The organism is Comamonas brasiliensis (assembly GCF_018292285.1).
GTDB lineage: Bacteria > Pseudomonadota > Gammaproteobacteria > Burkholderiales > Burkholderiaceae_C > Comamonas > Comamonas brasiliensis.
In genome coordinates this window covers 1,246,175-1,264,299 of record NZ_JAANES010000001.1, presented here as the reverse complement: position 1 = coordinate 1,264,299, position 18,125 = coordinate 1,246,175, and the positions used below count along the sequence as shown (strand labels likewise).

The 18,125-nt window shown below is 51.3% G+C and carries 18 protein-coding genes and 2 pseudogenes; 8 read left to right on the top strand and 12 right to left on the bottom strand.

Features of this window, described 5'->3' with window-relative positions:
* Nucleotides 1-21: 21 nt before the first annotated feature.
* From DJFAAGMI_RS05645 to DJFAAGMI_RS05635, 3 genes are all read right to left on the bottom strand, one after another.
* Nucleotides 22-1,026, bottom strand: coding sequence for a FecR domain-containing protein (locus DJFAAGMI_RS05645; protein ID WP_211456265.1), 1,005 nt, complete (start codon nt 1,024-1,026; stop codon nt 22-24).
* Between the two features lie 4 nt (nt 1,027-1,030).
* The gene (locus DJFAAGMI_RS05640; RefSeq protein WP_211456264.1) at nt 1,031-1,543 is read right to left on the bottom strand and encodes a sigma-70 family RNA polymerase sigma factor; all 513 of its coding nucleotides are present in this window, start codon (nt 1,541-1,543) and stop codon (nt 1,031-1,033) included.
* Between the two features lie 165 nt (nt 1,544-1,708).
* A complete protein-coding gene (locus DJFAAGMI_RS05635) occupies nt 1,709-2,326 on the bottom strand; it encodes a TetR/AcrR family transcriptional regulator (protein WP_283245725.1) in 618 nt (205 codons plus the stop codon).
* An 86-nt stretch (nt 2,327-2,412) separates the two neighbouring features.
* On the opposite strand from DJFAAGMI_RS05635, the gene DJFAAGMI_RS05630 reads away from it, so the two are divergent.
* Nucleotides 2,413-3,636 carry an arabinose transporter gene (locus tag DJFAAGMI_RS05630; protein WP_211456263.1) on the top strand — a complete coding sequence of 408 codons (1,224 nt, stop codon included), beginning with the start codon at nt 2,413-2,415 and terminating at the stop codon, nt 3,634-3,636.
* Nucleotides 3,629-4,366 (top strand): siderophore-interacting protein, encoded by a 738-nt coding sequence (locus DJFAAGMI_RS05625; RefSeq protein ID WP_211456262.1) that lies wholly within the window; start codon nt 3,629-3,631, stop codon nt 4,364-4,366. Before DJFAAGMI_RS05630 ends, DJFAAGMI_RS05625 begins: the two co-directional genes overlap by 8 nt.
* Nucleotides 4,367-4,541: 175 nt before the next feature.
* Here the strand turns inward: DJFAAGMI_RS05625 and DJFAAGMI_RS24990 are convergent.
* The 7 genes and pseudogenes from DJFAAGMI_RS24990 to DJFAAGMI_RS05600 form a co-directional block, all read right to left on the bottom strand.
* Nucleotides 4,542-4,670, bottom strand: a pseudogene (locus DJFAAGMI_RS24990) (IS30 family transposase); the annotation flags it as partial.
* 1 nt (nt 4,671) lies between these two features.
* Nucleotides 4,672-5,134, bottom strand: a pseudogene (locus DJFAAGMI_RS25280) (helix-turn-helix domain-containing protein); the annotation flags it as partial.
* Between the two features lie 69 nt (nt 5,135-5,203).
* Nucleotides 5,204-6,649 (bottom strand): TniQ family protein, encoded by a 1,446-nt coding sequence (locus DJFAAGMI_RS05620; RefSeq protein WP_211456261.1) that lies wholly within the window; start codon nt 6,647-6,649, stop codon nt 5,204-5,206.
* A 58-nt stretch (nt 6,650-6,707) separates the two neighbouring features.
* On the bottom strand, nt 6,708-7,895 hold the full coding sequence (locus tag DJFAAGMI_RS05615; protein ID WP_211456260.1) for an ATP-binding protein: 1,188 nt from the start codon (nt 7,893-7,895) through the stop codon (nt 6,708-6,710).
* Nucleotides 7,896-7,903: 8 nt separating this feature from the next.
* Nucleotides 7,904-9,826 (bottom strand): hypothetical protein, encoded by a 1,923-nt coding sequence (locus DJFAAGMI_RS05610; protein ID WP_211456259.1) that lies wholly within the window; start codon nt 9,824-9,826, stop codon nt 7,904-7,906.
* Between the two features lie 133 nt (nt 9,827-9,959).
* Complete coding sequence (locus tag DJFAAGMI_RS05605) at nt 9,960-10,529, bottom strand: hypothetical protein (RefSeq protein ID WP_211456258.1); 570 nt, start codon at nt 10,527-10,529, stop codon at nt 9,960-9,962.
* 1,268 nt (nt 10,530-11,797) lie between these two features.
* Nucleotides 11,798-12,811, bottom strand: a complete 1,014-nt coding sequence (locus tag DJFAAGMI_RS05600) for a type I restriction enzyme HsdR N-terminal domain-containing protein (RefSeq protein WP_211456257.1) — start codon at nt 12,809-12,811, stop codon at nt 11,798-11,800.
* Nucleotides 12,812-12,980: 169 nt separating this feature from the next.
* On the opposite strand from DJFAAGMI_RS05600, the gene DJFAAGMI_RS05595 reads away from it, so the two are divergent.
* The 3 genes from DJFAAGMI_RS05595 to DJFAAGMI_RS05585 all read left to right on the top strand — a co-directional run bounded on the left by DJFAAGMI_RS05595 (nt 12,981) and on the right by DJFAAGMI_RS05585 (nt 14,322).
* Complete coding sequence (locus DJFAAGMI_RS05595; protein ID WP_211456256.1) at nt 12,981-13,157, top strand: hypothetical protein; 177 nt, start codon at nt 12,981-12,983, stop codon at nt 13,155-13,157.
* Between the two features lie 73 nt (nt 13,158-13,230).
* Nucleotides 13,231-13,647: a lactoylglutathione lyase gene (gene gloA / locus DJFAAGMI_RS05590; protein ID WP_003070839.1), complete on the top strand. Its 417-nt coding sequence runs from the start codon at nt 13,231-13,233 to the stop codon at nt 13,645-13,647.
* Between the two features lie 147 nt (nt 13,648-13,794).
* Nucleotides 13,795-14,322 (top strand): nuclear transport factor 2 family protein, encoded by a 528-nt coding sequence (locus DJFAAGMI_RS05585; RefSeq protein WP_211456255.1) that lies wholly within the window; start codon nt 13,795-13,797, stop codon nt 14,320-14,322.
* Nucleotides 14,323-14,399: 77 nt separating this feature from the next.
* Here DJFAAGMI_RS05585 and DJFAAGMI_RS05580 read toward each other — a convergent pair whose 3' ends face one another.
* Nucleotides 14,400-14,924 carry an OmpA family protein gene (locus DJFAAGMI_RS05580; RefSeq protein ID WP_211456254.1) on the bottom strand — a complete coding sequence of 175 codons (525 nt, stop codon included), beginning with the start codon at nt 14,922-14,924 and terminating at the stop codon, nt 14,400-14,402.
* Between the two features lie 301 nt (nt 14,925-15,225).
* Here DJFAAGMI_RS05580 and DJFAAGMI_RS05575 point away from each other — a divergent pair, with 301 nt between their 5' ends.
* Nucleotides 15,226-15,855: a gamma-glutamylcyclotransferase gene (locus DJFAAGMI_RS05575; protein WP_211456253.1), complete on the top strand. Its 630-nt coding sequence runs from the start codon at nt 15,226-15,228 to the stop codon at nt 15,853-15,855.
* A gap of 102 nt (nt 15,856-15,957) precedes the next feature.
* Complete coding sequence (locus DJFAAGMI_RS05570) at nt 15,958-16,575, top strand: superoxide dismutase family protein (RefSeq protein WP_211456252.1); 618 nt, start codon at nt 15,958-15,960, stop codon at nt 16,573-16,575.
* A gap of 143 nt (nt 16,576-16,718) precedes the next feature.
* On the opposite strand, the gene DJFAAGMI_RS05565 is transcribed toward DJFAAGMI_RS05570, so the two are convergent.
* Nucleotides 16,719-17,333: a nucleotidyltransferase family protein gene (locus DJFAAGMI_RS05565; protein ID WP_211456744.1), complete on the bottom strand. Its 615-nt coding sequence runs from the start codon at nt 17,331-17,333 to the stop codon at nt 16,719-16,721.
* A 34-nt stretch (nt 17,334-17,367) separates the two neighbouring features.
* On the opposite strand from DJFAAGMI_RS05565, the gene pdxH reads away from it, so the two are divergent.
* Nucleotides 17,368-18,015, top strand: coding sequence for a pyridoxamine 5'-phosphate oxidase (gene pdxH / locus DJFAAGMI_RS05560; protein WP_211456251.1), 648 nt, complete (start codon nt 17,368-17,370; stop codon nt 18,013-18,015).
* The last annotated feature ends 110 nt before the right edge of the window (nt 18,016-18,125 follow it).

The following is an 18,125-nucleotide window of genomic DNA, read 5'->3' as shown; positions in this document are numbered from 1 at the left end:
GCAAAAAAATTTCAGGAGGCGTCAATCCGCCGCTACGACGGTTGCCCAATAGCGGGTGCGCCATTGCACGCGTACCGGCAGCACGCTTGGAAGTGTGGCAAGGATGCGGTCTGTGTCTGCGAGCGGAAAGACGCCCGATAGGCGCAGACCCGCGACCTGCGGATCCACCCGTAGCAGACCTTGCCTGTAGCGACCGAGCTCGGCCAGAAACTCATCGAGGCGCTGCTCGTCGGCCAGCAACTGGCCCCGGGTCCACGCAAGCGCCTGCTCATCGGCAGAACGGGGTGGCTCAATCGCCTCGCGACTGAATTGCGTCTGCTCACCGGCGCGCAACAGGCGCGTGCCGCCTGACGCGTTCAGGGACTTTATTTCGACAGCACTTTCCTGCACCGCCACATCGGTGCTTGCGGAGCGCTGCCGTACAGTGAAGCGGGTGCCCAGCGAGCGGATGCTTCCTTCGGCGGTTTCCACCTGCAAAGGCCTTGGATCTGATGGCAGTCCCTGTCCATGGCGGGTCGCCACCATGATTTCGCCCGCTACCAGCAGGATGCGGCGCGCCCTGGCATCGAATCTGAGATTCACTGCACTGCCGGTGTTTAGCAGGAGCTGAGTGCCATCCTCCAAGGCAAAGTTGCGTTGCTCGCCGGTAGCGCTTTGGTAGTCGGCCAGGCTGGCTTGCCAGGTGTCGGTACGCGAAGCAAGAAGCCCGGTGCCCGTCACCAGGCCACCCCACAACAGCATGCGTATGGCCCGTCGACGGCCAGATGAAGCCACGCCATAGGATGACAGCGCCGTATATGCAGGACTCGGCCCCAGCGATTTCATGCGTCCCGTGACGGATTCGACATGCTGCCAGGCGGCTTCATGCTCGGAACTCGCCTGACGCCATTGGCTCCACTGTCTTTGCAGCTCCTCGCCGGCTTCGCCGGACATCAGTACGGTGAGCCAGTCGGCAGCCGCATCAGCAGTGGCCCGGCTGATCACCCTGCCACTGGGCAGAGTCAATGTGTTGCTGCTCGGGGCCATGGCGTCAGAATGTCATTGCGAAAAGGCATTCGCGGTTGGCTCTGGAAAGATATTGTTTGACCGAGCTGGCTGAAACACCCAGTCTCTCAGCAATATCGGCGTAGCTCAGCTCGGCCAGGTGCGCCAACAAGAATGCTTCCCGCACCTTGGGAGGAAGCCCATCAAGCACGCGGTCGATCTCCTGCAGGCTTTGAACCGCGATGAGTTGCACCTCTGGGGATGGGGCCACTTGTTCGGGCAGGCAAGCCAGAGCCTCCAGATAAGCGGTTTCGAGCAACTGTCGACGATGCCGGTGCGTCAGCAGCCGACTGGCGATAGTAGCGAGGAAGGGGCGAGGCTCGCGTATCTCCTCTGCTGCTGTTTTGCGGTCTAGTAGGCTTAGAAATGTGTCCTGCGCAACATCAGCTGCCGTAAATGTGTCTCCAATCCGCTTGCGCAACCATCCCTGAAGCCAACGGTTGTGCTCGACATACAGAACGGCGACATCGTCGGTGAGGGGGAGATCCGGGGCAGACATCAGCGCGAAACCAAATATCAAATGAGAATAAATCTCATTTTAAATAATTGCGCAGATTTGCACAAGCACGTGGACTGTGGCCCGGTTCAGCTCTATTTACCTATGGGCAATACATGCTCAAAAAACTGACTGCGCTGCATCCCGGCAGCCTATTTATGTGGTTGGTCACGAGCTGCCACAGAGATAGCAAGTCAGTATCTCCACAATGGCTTGCTCGGTCTTCTCAATCGGGTGAGGCGTTCCGGGGGGAATGACAGCGGCATGGATCAATGATTCCATGGTTCGCAGCACAATCCAGGTGGCCAGATCCAGGTCTTCTTGGACGATTTCATCCTGGTGCTCTTCCAGCAACTGCCGAATACGACAATGAATGCTTTGATCGGCGGCACTCTGGTCCGACGGGGCATCAAAGAACGGAAACTCCTTCTCCAGCACCTGGTGCAGCTCGGGAGCCACCAGATGTGCGGCCAGCCATGCATGCACGATAGCGGCCAGTTGGTCCAGTAAGCCCGGTGACTGGGGACCCGCGAGGACGGTTTCCATGGCGGCATGCATTTCCACCGCATGCCGTTCATGCAGCGCCGTGATCAGAGAGTCCTTGTTGGGGAAGTATTGATACACGGAGCCAACGCTGACCCCGGCGCGCTCGGCAACCAGATTGGTGTTGGTACCGGCATAGCCACGTTCGCTCAAAACGCGAGCCGTCGCTTCCAGAATGGCATCAACCAAAGCTCGTGATCGGCTTTGGCGCGGGATTCTTCGTGGTTGAGGCAAGGTCGGCATTAGTCGTTTCGAATGCGAGTTTTCAATGCGAGCAATGGCTCATATTCTTCCATATATCGAGCAAATGCTCATATTTGGAGTGATTGATGTCCATTCGTTCTCATGGGGCGGCGACGGCGGCGGCCCCTCCGCCACCCACAGTCAACGTCTTTATCAAGCTGCTACCAGTCACACTGGCGGTGTTTATTGGATTTCTGACCATTGGCTTGCCGCTGCCGGTCCTGCCACTGCATGTGCATGACGGATTGGGGATGAGCACGCTGGTGGTCGGCGTAACTATTGGGGCTCAGTTTGTGGCGGCGTTACTGTCTCGCGCATGGGCCGGCAACCTTGCCGATACTCGAGGAGCCAAGCGCGCAGTGCTCACGGGCTTTTTGATCGCCTCGTGCTCCGGCGTGGCCTACCTGGTCTCTCTGGCATTTCCTGCCTCGCCCGTCACTTCGATCTGGGTACTGCTGCTAGGGCGCGTGCTGCTGGGCTGCGGAGAAAGCTTGGTCGTGACCGGCGCCTTGAGCTGGGGTATCGGGCTCGTTGGCCCGCAGAACGCTGGCAAGGTCATGGCCTGGGTGGGCACGTCCATGTATGGCGCTTACGCAGTCGGCGCTCCTGCCGGGGTGGCCGTCAATGCCGTTCATGGGTTTGCTGGCATCTCCGCGGCCGCTGTGCTCCTGCCCCTGATTGCACTGGGCATGGTCGCGAACGTGAGATCGGTCGCCCCCACCGCCGCCCGGCGTACGCCGTTTTACAAGGTGCTTGGCGTTGTCTGGGGTGCAGGGACTGGGCTGGCTCTTTGCAGCGTAGGCTTCGGAGTCATCACCGCCTTCATTGCCTTGCTGTTTGCCGCCCGCGACTGGGGGAATGCGTCCCTGGCATTCACCGCTTTCGGTCTGGCGTTCATTGGTGCCCGTATTTTCTTCGGTCACCTCCCCGACAAGCTGGGTGGTGCCCGTGTGGCTCTGGTCTGTGTGTTGATCGAAGCGCTGGGCCAGTTGCTGATCTGGGGAGCTCAGGCTCCAGCCGTCGCCTATGTCGGTGCAGCCCTGACCGGCTTCGGCTATTCGTTGGCATTTCCCGGTTTTGGCGTGGAGGCTGTGCGGCGCGCCCCTGCGCAAAGCCGGGGCGTGGCGATGGGGGCCTATGTGGCCTTTCTCGATATCTCGCTAGGCATCACAGGCCCGGTGCTCGGCGCAGTAGCTGGCACATGGGGCGTCGAGAGCGTCTATCTCGTGGGGGCCGTGGTGGTCTCCGCCTCCCTGCTAGTTGCCGTGCGGCTGCTGGCCTCCTCATCCCAAGGAGTTCGTCATGCATGAAATTGACTTGAAGCCCCGAACAGCAAGAGCTATGGGAATCGTGCAGGCCGTTCGTTTCATCACGCCTCACATGCGGCGAATCACGGTAGGTGGTGACGAGATAGCTCAATTTCTTCAGGTGGAGGGGATCGATGAGCCAGCTGCCTGGGTCAAAGTCTTTCTCCCCTCCGGCGAGGGACGGGCCTACACCATCCAAAGTATCGACTTCAAGGCCGGAACACTGGACCTGGACTTTGTTCTGCACGGAACAGGACCCAACTCCGGCCCTGCCTCTGCTTGGGCATCTCAGGCTTCGATTGGCGAACACGTGGGAATCGCCGGCCCCCGCAACGGCGGGTTCCTGCTCCCCGGCAATGCACAGTGGGTCATGCTGGCAGGCGATGCAACCGCCCTGCCCGGCATTCAGAGTATTGCCAACCGCCTGCCGGCTGGCATCAATGCCAAGGTGTATGCCGAAGTGCCTTCGCCAGAGGACCTGCAGCCCATCGACAGCCCGGCCAATCTGCGCGTCCAATGGATCATGGCGCAGCCAGAGCCTGGCCTGAGCCTGTGCCAGTCGTTGCTGCACCGTCCCTTGCCGATAGGGCCTGGCTACATCTGGATTGCGGGAGAGTCTGCGGCTATCCGCAGGCTGAAGCATCATTACTCTCAAGAGCGAGAGCTACCTCTGCACGCAGTTAGCGCGAAGGGATACTGGAAGTCGGGGGCTGCTGATCATCGAGAGGCATGAGGAGCTTCTCAATTGCTTGTGTCTGTGAAGCTGGTGGTAAATAGGAATCCGTGCGTCCTGAATGATTATCCGGCGGCTTACGAATCCAGCTCGTCGACCGGTAGGCGACCGTCTCAGAACGGCCAGAAGCAGCCCTTAAAAGTGTCCCCTCCGGCGACTGCTTCAGACTGTGGATTCAACCGATCGATGCAACGCATTCGTTAAACATCTCAGCCGGGGTTCTGTATCTCAAAGTTTTTCTGGGCCGCTCGGTTAATTTTCTCGCAATCGCCTCCAGCTCATCCTGCGAGTAGCCTGAGATGTCATTGACTCTGCAATTTACGCGCCACGATCTGCGCCAACGCAGGATTACAGGCCAACTTGCAGTCTTTGGGAGCTGCGCTCGCGGCCAAGCTATCTCGTCACACTTCGACGCTCTGTAGCAACCTTGCCGCCATCGCGCATGAGCTCCCGGCTAATGGTGGATTTAGTTCGCTTCAAGCGACTGACAACTCAGCGGATGGACTCACCAGCGGCCAAGCTGCGCGCTATCTCCTCGAACTCAGCCAGAGGTATAGCCGAACGCGGCCGATGCCTTGCTGGTGGCCGGATACCTTCTGTCGCACTCAGGATGGTGTGAATCGATGTGTGTGCGCAGTCAAACAGCTTGCCTATCTCAAAGGTATCACCAGCTTTCAAGCGCTCCAACATCAGTGCTTTCTGAGCTTCGGTGTAGTAAATCCGAGGCCTATGCTTCGTGCCAACACTCCTTGCGTCAGTGGCGATCATTGTGTTGTATTGACCGATTCAATCCACAGCCAAATGGTGCCAGCACCAACCGGAATATAAGACTGCCTCCTAGGGTGGAACATGCCTCCAACTACGCGATTCTTTCGAAATGAAATTTTCAGACATACCAGTATACCAATCATCCATATCAATACAGTCCTTCAAACTATCTGATTTAAACTTCAATGAGTAAACGTCATCATGATATTTTTTAATACGCTCAAAAGCCCCACGTAAACTCAATGCTACAAATATCTCTTTATCATTCGCGTCTTGCATAATATAGCCAAACATTTGCATATTAAAGCGAAAGGTGTCAAAACGTATAATATTAGTTGGAACACGCATATCAAGATATATTCTGTCATTAAAAAACCAGTACGGTGAGAATTCTTCAAGTAAGCAATCCATATGATCACAGAAGCTACAAACAAACCAAGAAAATGATGAAATCAATGACTCCGCTAAAATATTTGCCAATAGACAGTACCGTGTTCTAATATATCCGTTACTATCATCATATACTGGTCTTCTTTCTCGTATAATATTTCTAAGTGCTATTAATTTTCCTGCATATGCTCGCCATTGGTCAAGCAACGCACAACATGGACAGTCATCTAATCTTGCAGAAAGCACAGGCTCGGCAGGTGAAAATGGGCGATCATGAGTAGTCCAAGGCAATTTACTCGTTTTTTTATGCCCACAGATAGAACGAATCCTTTTTGTAATATGCCTATTAATCGATTTCGCGATTGGTATTAATACTTCAACTTCATCAAAAAGTGTAGATTTACCTCTTTCAATCAAATAATCAGAAGAAAATGCAACCTTAGAATTATCCCATTCTTCCGATATACGCAATCCACCCGATACTAGATATTTCCTATCAATTGCAAGTCCCGCGATTGATTGACAGATCTTTTTGTATGCCTTTGGAGACCAGGGATCTCCAGGAATTTTATATTCTTCTGCAAACTGAATATTTCGCAATTTTTCCATACTATTTTCTATTTGAGAAAATTCCTCAATCCCTTTGCTCGAACCAGCAACTAGTTGCCAGGAAAAATGACCATCAATCAAATTTCGTTGGCAACTTTGACAACACATGGGGTGAGAAAAATTACCAGGAAAAAATTGCGGAACTCCTAATGCTCTACCACAGTGCAGGCATTCCATAATTAATGGAACATGATGATAGGGGCACTCTTCAATTAGTGCAAATTGGAAATATGGAGAATGAAAGCAATTATTCAAACACAACGGGCAATATCTCAGTGAATGTGTGCTACAAATTAATTCTGCATTCTTCGCTCCAAAGCAGGCAGCGAAGCTCCTATTTTCGAAGTGTGAGAAGAAATCTTTTATAAAAAGATACTTACTCATGATATCTATATATTGTTCAGGAAAATATCTGCTACTTGGCATCGGTAGCTTTAAACGATCGCTCCCTATCATTTTTCTCCACAAGCCAGGTCCGTTAATGGCATTCATCCATAAGAATCGGTGAAATGCCATCCAACTACTCTCATACCTAGCTACTCCTGAAACGGACCATAGCATGGGAGAAGAAAGCTCAATTTGGAACATAAGCAATTAACAAGTCATTAGAGGCTGCGGACGAAACGGATTGGCGCCATAACTCGAAAGACTCCTTTTCACTCAGAATGTCTTCCTTCATTGAATCTATAAGAAATGAATGAATAGCATCATTTATAAATGCAAGACGAAAACCATTTTTACGAAGTGAAGCAATGTTAGTTCTCGACCTCTCCAGCAATGCTTGCCAAAGCCTTCCGCACTCACTTTCCAACCGCCAACCACCGTCAAAGGCGTTAGCTCTAAAGAACATCGAGTAAGACCATTTAGATTCAATAGGATAAAAAAGCTTGTTGTCATATGCTGAAAGGTACCTTTTCAATCCCATTTCAGAATGAATTCCACCAAGATTAAACTTATTAACAAAAAATCGTGAAATAACTGCGCCGTGATCCTGCTGTTCCGTAAGTTGCATCAAAAAATCTAGATTATTTTGTCCAACCAAAATTGTTACCAACAAAAATCCTTCTCGTCTCAATTCATTCCATATCTCCAATAAATAACGAAGCTGTATAACCGTAAGCATTTGAGCTTCATCAACGAAAAGTACACACGTCCTACTTCCAGTCATGACGGATTTTGTAATCAAATAACGCGGCAAAGCCTCAATTGGGTTCTGGTGCGGTGATGGGTAGTATTTAAAGGAGTTTAAAATATCATGACAAAATGATAACTTGCTTTGATTATGATTTCTTTTTCCAGAGAAAAAGTCAGCATAAATTATCGGCAGATCAATTTTTAGTCTCAATATACTATTTAATATATTCTTTGTCTTACCGACGCGAAATTCTCCAGTAATATATAAACCACTTTTTCTTGCAAAAACATGATCAAATACAACATTATAAAAATCCTCTGTATCACTAGTATCGATAAAGTATTCACCCTCCAGCATTGGATGCATTGAGGCTAGTTGAATTCGTACCTTTTTAGAGCACAAATCAGAACCAGAAAATTTACTTTTCTTAATATGATCTAGTTCGTCTGTGGCTGCATCCAACCCGCGCAGGGAGCTATTTTCTACTTTTCCGGCTCTTCGCCTATTAGATCTTCTATTATTCACATTCTCTTTTTCCTCAATACCATCTTCCTTCATGGATGTAGATGTGAAATTTTGACTCTCTTCAGAGGATTGTGCAGACTTAGACTTAGATTTTATCGGCATATAAAAATCTACTCCGGTTCATTAGAAAAAAACTCTCTCCTACCTAAGTTTTTCGCTAGCTTCTCGTCATTTTTTGATTCTGTCAAACTGTGAAATTCCCCGGGGATATTTGAAGCTTCATTAGCACTTAACGTTCTTACGAGCTTGTTTGCATCATTAAGTATTATTTTCTTTGATGATTTTATAGATGTCTTATGAAGAACATTAGTTATCAGAAAATTCTGAAACATTCGAACTGGATCAGTTGTTCTATCTGTAAAAACTCCTTCCCGATAGAGTCGATTAATCTCTTTCCGGTCCTCTCTGCCGTGCGGTGTTAAAGCCCACACCCCGCTAACACTCAATACTCCAAAATACCCACCATCCTCCTTAAATGCCTTAACAGTACGATAATCACCCTTAATATGTACGCATAACTTTTTCCCTATCAAGCACCAACTTTGCCGCAATATATCATTTGTATATTGAACCTCATCCAGCTGAATATATGGCGATCTACTTTTCGACTGATTGCCACGAACGGTAACCCAAATTTTCTCAACGGAAATTTCTGGTTCCATTAGAAAATCTCCAGAATACTTTGGAACTATACTGAAACGGGATTCATCGTCCCAATCTATAGATATTCTTTCATTTGGAGTTAACGACATCAGTGCTCTCCTCCTTTGAGCATTATGTCTTCTACATAGTTTATTAACCAATGCAATAATATAATTAATATGTATTTTATATTTTAATGCCTTGCTTACGGGGTCTGCAACAAGCGGATCTCTTGGGCCACTTCCTGTTGAAGATGGCAACACTCGCAAATCCTCTTGTAGTTCTGAAAATATTCCTTCAACAACATATCTATTGATCCAGCTATTAACTGGCCCAAATGTCACGGAGATCCCCGTCCTACTTCTAAGCTCTACAACAACCGAATTTGCCAGATGGCTCAAGTGATTATCAAGGCAAAGGTTTGATATTCGCCTTCCTTTAAAAAATGGGATCGCCTCTGCAGGAAACCCCTCGCCTGAAAGTTTCTCGGAGCCACTAAAAATTATGTCTTCTTTATACTCTATTGGTGAAATAAAGAACTCAAATGCTTTAGATATATCCGATGAATTAAACCCTCTTCCTATTGATAATGAAAATCCGAGGATAGCAGCGCTAAAATAATCAACTACAGGACAAAAATACAAACGACTTAATGGTATTTCAGCGCTTTCATAATCAAGAGAAACCTGTATCGTTGTAATGCTTGGCAAGGAATATTCGTCATAAGCGCATCGCTCCAACGAAACAACTGGTTTTAATATGGCAGATTTTTCATTGCGACCTCCCCCCTGAGATGCCCCTTCCCCCCAGAACGTCGAATGCATTGCCGAATTATCAGAACTAAGCAGCTTTTTTACATGTACGCTAAATGCTTCATAAGCATGCCTGGAAGTTGTAAAAGGATACTGATTAGTTTTAAATCCTGAATTTCTTAGCTCGTTCAGAAATTCTTGATGTAAAGAAGAAATTTTTACCCCAATGCCAGCTACTCTTTTTCCTTCCAACTGAGATATCAGCCATTCTTCAATCCCAGGATTGTCAATCATAATTTTTGAGAATGCTCCAGAGAAACCATATCTACTATATTTATGATCGATATCAGCGTGCCGACGATAATCTTCTGAACGAGAGTATGATATCAATGCCCTAAATCCAAAAATCTTCCCATCAGGATGAGTTTTCAAGCACCTATCAAGGTAATAAGCCATTAAGCTTTTAGAAATGCCATATCTATTACAGATAGTTCTTGGCAGAGAACCCTGGCAAACATCTACAATGGCATCATGCAATTTAATATAGCGACACTTATCAGTTTCAGATAAGGCTGAAGTATCGACCGATGGCCAAGTTTTGTAGTCGGAATTTCTCGTCAGTAGTTGTTTAACGGACATAAAATCACCGTCGCTGCTTTAGAAAAGTTTTTGGGCTCAGTGGAATATTATTCAAATCCGATTCAACTACCCCAAGCTGTATTAGCCTAAACGCAGTGCTAAAAATCTCATCCCATGGCTCATTACATATCTCTCACAAACCCCCAAGTGTAATGCCATCCCCGATATTTGAGACAACCTCTCTACTCAAATTGTTCCACTTAGATTTTACAGACAACCTGGTTTGAGAAAGAACAGCGGATATCAAAATCCAGTCATGTATTATGCGTAGATTGCTACGTGCCTGATGTTCTGTAAAATAATCCCAGGATATTCCAGCAGCATCTGCGAAGAATTTATTTTTCTCTTCTTTGATATTATTTTTACTCTCGACAAGATATTCTGTCTTTCTATAAATAGTACTTCCATCATGAAAATATATAATGAAGTTTGGTTTATCACCCAAATAAGCTATACTATTCAAATGATAATTAATTAACTCCGAATCAACTTCATAATTCTTAACCTGCTCATCAGCCTCCAAAAGCAGTCCACAGCAAAACTCCAGTTCTGTACTAAAAATTAGATCTCGATTATTTTTTGGACTATAGAAATAGGTAATAGAGCCTGTACGCCTTCCGCGAGCGCGTATGGCCGATCGAAGTGCTGCGCTGGGCTTGAGGGCAGCGGAATGCTTCAAGTCGCTAACGCCAGGAGAGTACATGTGGGCCTCCTCAAAGTGTCCGCACATGCATTCCTACGCCTACCGAGCTAAAAATCAAGAAAATTTTCGGAGCATTGCTAGCTAGTACAAAAATTTACTTGACGAAATTTCCAAGTAATTTTTTGTACTAGCTAGCTGCTCTTGCAGGCAGACTGTAAAAACCGTACAAGAAATTACTTCACCCACCTGCTGCCGCATCTGCAATACATCCTTGATGATCTGCGCTACAGCGATGCGAAGCTTGCGACGCATTCGCCTTCAATCATGCAGCGGGCAACTACGCACTAGCAGAATCTCTGAAACGCAAAAACGCTAGGCTTGTCAAGAAAATCTTGACCATGGAAAAGGAGCTTGCGAGGCATAAAACCGCGTCCGCAAACGCTCCAATTTTCCAAATCGGCTAGCAACCGATACGAAACTGGCGGTCTCGGGCTTCTTTTCGAGTTGCCCTAATGTCATCGAGCCTCTTCATGCCGCATGCATTGACGCGACATTCAGCATCTAACGCTCGAATGTGCTGCTCAAGCATTTGGCATTCGTTCGGAGTCGAAGAAATCGAACGTGAAGTCACAGGAACGACTTGCTCAGCAGCTATGGCGTAGGCTTTATCTCTCTGCTGTCTGGCGATTGCCATCTGCTCTTCCCAAGATACGTGGGCGGGAACACGTGCGATACGATCCATAAAACGACCGTTTGCTGAGCACGGCACGCTCTCCCATGTGAGCCGATCTTGAAAGTCTTTACAGAGGTAGATTTCCTTTGTCTCCGACCTGTCCACTGGCCGACTGCTTTGCTGCGCTAGCTGCTTGCCACCGTCGCATGGCGAGTTGCTGTAGGTATTCCCGCAGCGATAAATCTGACCTGTAGATTCCAAGCGTGGCGTCTCAGGCGCCAAGACTCTCGGTGCAACAACTGTCGGCTCAGGTTGCCGAACTGCAGATCGTTGAGAAGCCGCAGCAGGAGGCCTTTGAAAAAAACGCAGTATCTCGGCCTGATATCTATATGCGAGTGCGCCCACCAAGAGCAACGCAATTGTGAGAATGAGCTTTGACAAAAAGCTCATTTCGTTCCGTGCGCCAGTGAACGGATTCTCACGTTGCCATTTCCCAGGATCGTAATGGCCCATCCCCTCCCCCTATTCTTTTATGGTGATATCAGAAGATACAGCGCCAGTTGCTCATAAGAGACTGGTCACAAATACACGCGCTCCCATTGCCAGGCCGTTAATAGGTGCCTGGGAAGACTATCTCCTATCCACGGAACAATAGTTAGCTTAAATAGAGTTCCACTACGCCAGACTGCTGAAACCGGGCGACTTTACCTTGAAAATTCATTGAGATAAATGCATCGAATCGCCCTAGGCTGGTCTTGCCACTCAAATAGACAAACGCAGATACGGTTACGGACGATGTTATGTTGGAAGGCAAAGTGACACGCTTCCAATTCTGGATATCCAAAAGGTTAGTGCCAGCAGGTAGAACCACCTCATACGAACTAGAAAATTCTGTTGGCTGTTCAGGATTTACCGATATGGTCTGTGCGTCAGAAAAAAGAACTTGCTGATCTAGGCCAAGCTGCTCATTAAGTTCTTGCAGGGCCTGAATTGCAGATTGAGTATTAATGACTGCCTTAAGTCGGTCATCAACACGCTCCACCTGCCCATCCTTAATCGTGGTGACAAGTTCGTTGAGTAGTGGTAGTGCGGGAAAAGTCCTAGTCGTACGTTGCAAACCTCCAGCTATTCGGACGATGGACCGCAGTCCCGGCCCTAACGGTTCACCCAGATCAGCTGTTTGCAGCGGGAAAGCAGCCAATACGCTTTCGGGACGAAGAAGGCTCTCCAAGGCCACAATTCGCTCTTTAAGTTCTTCGTAGCTGCAAGCAAAAATTGGCGGATGCTCAGGTCCATTACTTGTTTGGAAAACTTTGAACTCTCGACCATTCGTAAGGCAATGGTAAACAGCCTTAACGTTGGGGTGATTCGCATAAGTCCAAGCCTGCTCCTCGGACTGCGTAGTTAGCTTCTCTCTCGGAGGTTTTGCCTCAATAACCCACTGGACTCTCCTACCAGCCGTGCAGATGTAATCAGCCTTACCCGTTAAGAGAGGGTCCTTAGTTTTTCGACGCCCTAAACTTATTCTGTCGTAGGTGAGTGTCAGCTCACGTCGAATATTGTGCTCTCCCCCTGTACGGTAGCCCAAATGCCGCAAGAACGGAGCAATAATTTCCTCCCTAACATCGGTTTCGTTGTATTCATCGAAGTCCCTCGGTCCCAAATCCATTGTTACCTCACCTGATCGGTTCTCGTACGTTTACGTGCCGTAGCTTGGTAGTTAGTAATTCCCATAACCAAGCTGCTTTGGTGCTACTACGGGTGACATCTTAATCGGCTTGCCGCACGAAACACATTGCTTCAAACAGGTACCAACGCCCCAAAAGTATGCAGAGGCAATGGCGCTGCAGCCGGTGCTGCCTTTCGGCCGGCCGGTCTGGAACACATCGCACCCCACGATGCGCCTGGGGCGCGAGATCCGCAGCTTCATCACCAAGGCCATGAAGGCGCGCGGCCTGGTTGAATACCCGGCAGTCTCCGTAATCCGCCCGTGGTGGAAGCAGGCTCCTGTCTAACCACGCGAGGATCAGAGCGCTGCATCTGCCCCTATTCATATACAGCTCCTAACCTGCTGGCAAAATGGCGACCATGCGATTCCTCCACACGATGCTGCGCGTTGGCAATCTCCAGCGCTCTATTGATTTCTATACCAACGTCATCGGCATGCAACTGCTGCGCACGTCCGAGAACACCGAGTACAAGTACTCGTTGGCCTTTCTCGGCTTCGAAGGCGGAAACCCGGGTCAGGCGGAGATTGAGTTGACCTACAACTGGGGCACCGAGAGCTACGACATGGGTACGGCTTACGGTCATATTGCTTTGGGCGTGCCCGATGCCTATGCAGCCTGCGAGAAGATCAAGGCTGCTGGCGGCAATGTGACCCGTGAAGCAGGCCCTGTCAAAGGTGGCAGCACGGTGATAGCTTTTGTGACGGATCCCGATGGCTACAAGATTGAGCTAATCCAACGCAAGGACGATCTGGGCACCGGCACCGGTCTGCGTTGATTTTTCTTCTCCGGATTCCTGGAACGAGCGGCACCTGGTTGCCGCTTTTTTCACGCCTGAGCGGGCTATCTATCGTCCAAACAGGGGTTTTCAGTCATTGGCCGCTATTCAAGACTCCGTGCTCAAACACAAATCCGGAGACAGGCAATGAGCGATGCGATTCTGGCCCAACTTCAGCAACGTTTGCGGCATCTTGAAGATATCCATTCGATAACAACGTTGAAGGCTCGATACCTGCGGGCCTGCGATCAAAAGCAGCCGAACGCCATGCGTGAGTGCTTTGTGAAGCATGGTGCAGTCATCGAAGCCGACGGCTTTCCGCCTTTTTCGGATCGCGAAGAATGGGTTGCAACCTTCACCAGACTGGCGGTTGCCAACCCTTCCATCCAGGATATGCATCACGGCCACAACCCTGAGATCCGCTTTACATGCGCTGATAGCGCCAAAGGCTTGTGGGATCTGGATTTTTGCCAGATCAATGTCAAGGAACGCACTATCGTCAATCTCTGCGGCCAGTACAGCGATGAGTACGAACGCATTAACGGGTGCTGGCAGATCCGTTCCATGCGCTTTGCGCGGAGATCGTTTGTCATGCGCCAGGTCGATGCCGACGGCATCGAAAGAGTCCTCGCTCTGGGTCAGCCTCCAGCAGCTGGGTTCATTGAAAACAGCTGATTGGACCAGTTGCGAACAGCAAAAAAGCCCGATACAGCGGATGCCGTATCGGGCTCTGGGTCAGAGTGCCGGCTGAATCAGTCGGCCAGAATCACCTCCACGCGGCGAGCTTCAGCGTTGGAGCCATCGGCCTGGGTTTGCTCTGGCTTCTTCAGCTCGACCTTGTCTTCCGCCACGCCCAATGCCATCAGGGCGGCCTGGACGGCCTGGGCACGTTGCTTGGCCAGCTCGGCATTGATTTCAGCGCTGCCGGTTGCATCATGGAAACCGGAGATCACGGCGCGCTTGCCTTCGGCCATGCCCTTGACCACGTCGCTCAGCGCTTCGTTGGCGCCAGCGGCCACCTCAGCCTTGCCCGAGACAAAGTAGAACTTGACCACACCGTTTTCAACGATCACGCGGGCGGTTTCTTCAATCACCACCACTGGCACGTTGGTCGCGCTGGGTGCGGACACTGCTGCTTCAGTCTTGGGTGCATGGGAAATACCGCGCTTGTAGACGACGGTGCCGACGACGGTGGAGACAACCAGAGCAATCAGGGCAAACAGAAAACCCAGGGCAAAGCGTTGTTGGCTATCGTCGTCAGAGCTGTTGAAGGACATGAATGAAATCTCCGTATTTGCGGGTGATTATGAAAGTACGAAACCTGTATTCGTGACGCTTTGCGGCCTGATTCCGAGCTTCCGGCTGGCAAAGCGACAAAACCACGCATTCTAGAGGCTTGCCATGAAACGCCCTAACGGCGGCTGCGGCTGCAATCGCAAAAAAGATTCAAATCTCGGACATTTCACTGCGGGAAAGCGTTGCTTTTACGCCTTCGCGCATGTGCAGGTGCACCGACGGCGCGCCAGCGCGTTATATATCAAAGTCAATTCAGTCCTGAATCCGGTTTGAGGAGTTTCCATGTCCGCCCTGCCCTTGTTGAACCATTCCATGCGTGATGCTGACCAGATGCTGGAGCGGGCTCTGGCGCAGTGGGGAGGCGACGAGGATTTGTGGATTTTTGGCTATGGATCCCTGATCTGGCGTCCAGAATTCGACTTCAGCGAACGTCGCTCGGCGCATGTGCATGGTTGGCACCGTGCTCTCAAAATGTGGAGCACCATCAATCGTGGCACGCCCCAGGTGCCAGGCCTGGTGTTCGGCATGCTCTCTGGCGGCAGTTGCCAGGGCATGGCCTTCCGCATTCCGCGCAACCAAGGCGATACCGTAATGCGCAAGCTCTGGTTGCGTGAGATGCCCAATGCTGTCTATGACCCGCGCTGGCTGCCTTGCCGCACGCCGCATGGTGCCGTGAAGGCCCTCGCATTCACGCTCTCGCGCCAAAGCCCGCATCACACCGGCGAGCTGGCGCCGGACGAATACCGGCGTATCTTCTCTGAGGCCCAGGGCATATATGGCACAACGCTGGACTATGCACAGGCCACTTTCGAGGAGCTGCAACGACTGGGCATCGACGACAAGGCACTCAAGCGCCTGTTGGCCTATGCAGATTTCCAACAAAGCGGCTGCCCGTCTTTTGCTGCTATTTGAAACATAGCTACCAGCGCTTTACTGTATTGGGCTACAGGGCAAAAACACTTGAAATTCTGACGATCCGGGGCACAATGCCCTTTTGAATTCGGAAAGATTGCCATGTCCCCCAACCGTGTTGCCTCCCTCTTTTCGCGCCCTGCCTGGGCAGGTTTGACGATTGTTGCAAGCCTGGCCATGACAGCCTGCTCCACGACCAGCAACACGGCAGTGCCCTCTCCCTCTTCTTCTGAAGCAGCTTCAGCGGCAAGTCCCGGGAAAGGCGTGCAGTCGATTGCACGCCTGGAAGCCACCAAGGGCAGCCAGGTAACGGGCACGGTGCAGTTCTTCCCGCAACCTGACGGCAGCGTGCGAGTAAAAGGCCGTGTGGAAGGGCTGGCGCCGAATACCGAGCACGGCTTTCACGTCCATGAAAAAGGCGACTGCTCCAGCGGAGACGGCTTGAGCGCCGGCGGCCACTTCAACCCGGGACAGCAGGCGCATGGCAAGTTCGGCGACAGCAAGGCTCATCACATCGGCGATTTGCCCAGCCTAGATGCCGATACCCAAGGCGTGACAGCCATCGATTTTGTGAGCAAAGAGCTCAAGCTCGACAGAGGCAGCAACGGCATTCTGGGTCGATCGCTGATCGTTCACAACGATCCGGATGACTACACGACCCAGCCGACTGGCAATTCCGGCGCGCGCCTGGCTTGTGCCGTGATCGAGCGCGGTGCCTAAGCCTGCCATCGCCTGGTAAATGAGCAGCGGGCGTGCATTTCAAGGACAAGGTCAGGCAGCCGGAGCCGGGCCTTGGCTGATTGACGAGCTCGGCAAATTCAAAGGCTACCGAGTCAGGCCCTCACTCAGAGTCTTTTAGACAATCAAGAATTGCGCTGCTGCCAGATCCCGCGCGCCTCTTCCAAGGCCTGCACGGTGTCCACATCGAGCACACAGCCTATGTCATCGCAGTCCCAGCGTTGCAGACGCTGATTCGCCGCCGCGTTGCGCACGATGGAGGCCGCGCCCAGATCGCCACTCAGCTCGGCAAGTTCCTGCGCGGCGGCACGACTGAAAGCCACAGGATGGCCCTTCTGACCCTGATAAAACGGTTGGATCACACGCAGCTCACGACTCTCCAGCTGTGCCAGCTGCAAAGCCAGTTGTTGCAGCGTGCTGGCTTGAATCAAGGGCAAATCTGCAGGCAGGATCAGCCAGCCATTGGCGCCGGCTGTGGCCTTGACGGCCGCTGCAATGCTGTCGCCCATGCCGGGATGCGGCCCGCATTCCAGATGCCAGGGCAGACCGGAGGCCTGCACTGCAGCCAGAGTGTTTTGCAGAACGGTTTGCAGGCCCAGCATGGCTTGAAGCTTGTGGCTGGAACCGCCTGATGCGAGAAATCGATCGCCTCTGCCCGCAGCGAGAACTAGCACACAAGGCTGACCTGGATCGATTGAGGGAGCGCGCAAAACTTCTTGATTCATATTGCCGCCGAGCATAACGCCAGCTTTGACAGCGCGGCACAATACGCGCATGAGCAGCCTATCTTCATCCATTGCCGATCTGCGCAAAAGCTATGAACGCGCAGAGTTGAGCGAATCCGCTTCCGACCCCAATCCCCTGCACCAGTTCGATCAATGGCTGCAGGAGGCTGTCAGTGCCCAGGTACCCGAGCCCAACGCCATGACCGTGGCAACCGTGAGCGAGGACCTGCGGCCCAGCACCCGCATCGTGCTGATCAAAGGCTATGACGAGCGTGGCATTGTCTGGTACACCAATTACGACAGCCGCAAGGGCCAGCAACTGGCAGGCAATCCATTTGCTGCCCTGCAATTTCACTGGGTGGAGCTTGAGCGTGTGGTACGCATCGAAGGCCGTGTGGAAAAGGTCAGCGCCGAAGAAAGCGACGCCTACTTTGCAAGCCGCCCGCTGGACTCCAGGATCGGGGCCTGGGCCAGCCCACAAAGCCAGGTCATCAGCGGCCGCAGCGTGCTGGTAGCCAACGCTGCCAAATACAGTGCACAGTTTTTGCTCAACCCTCCCCGGCCTCCACATTGGGGCGGTTTCCGGCTGGTGCCCGAGCGCTGGGAATTCTGGCAGGGACGCAAGAGCCGGCTGCACGACCGCCTGAGCTACCGCCAGGAAGGTCAACACTGGATTCGTGAGCGACTGGCGCCCTGAGTTTCGATGGGTCTGTCATGAAAATGAGAGGGAACTTCGGCAGAAAGCCCCCTCTTCTCTGATTACTTGGGCTTATAGCCAGTTGAGTGAATGTTTCTTGGTAGCAATGA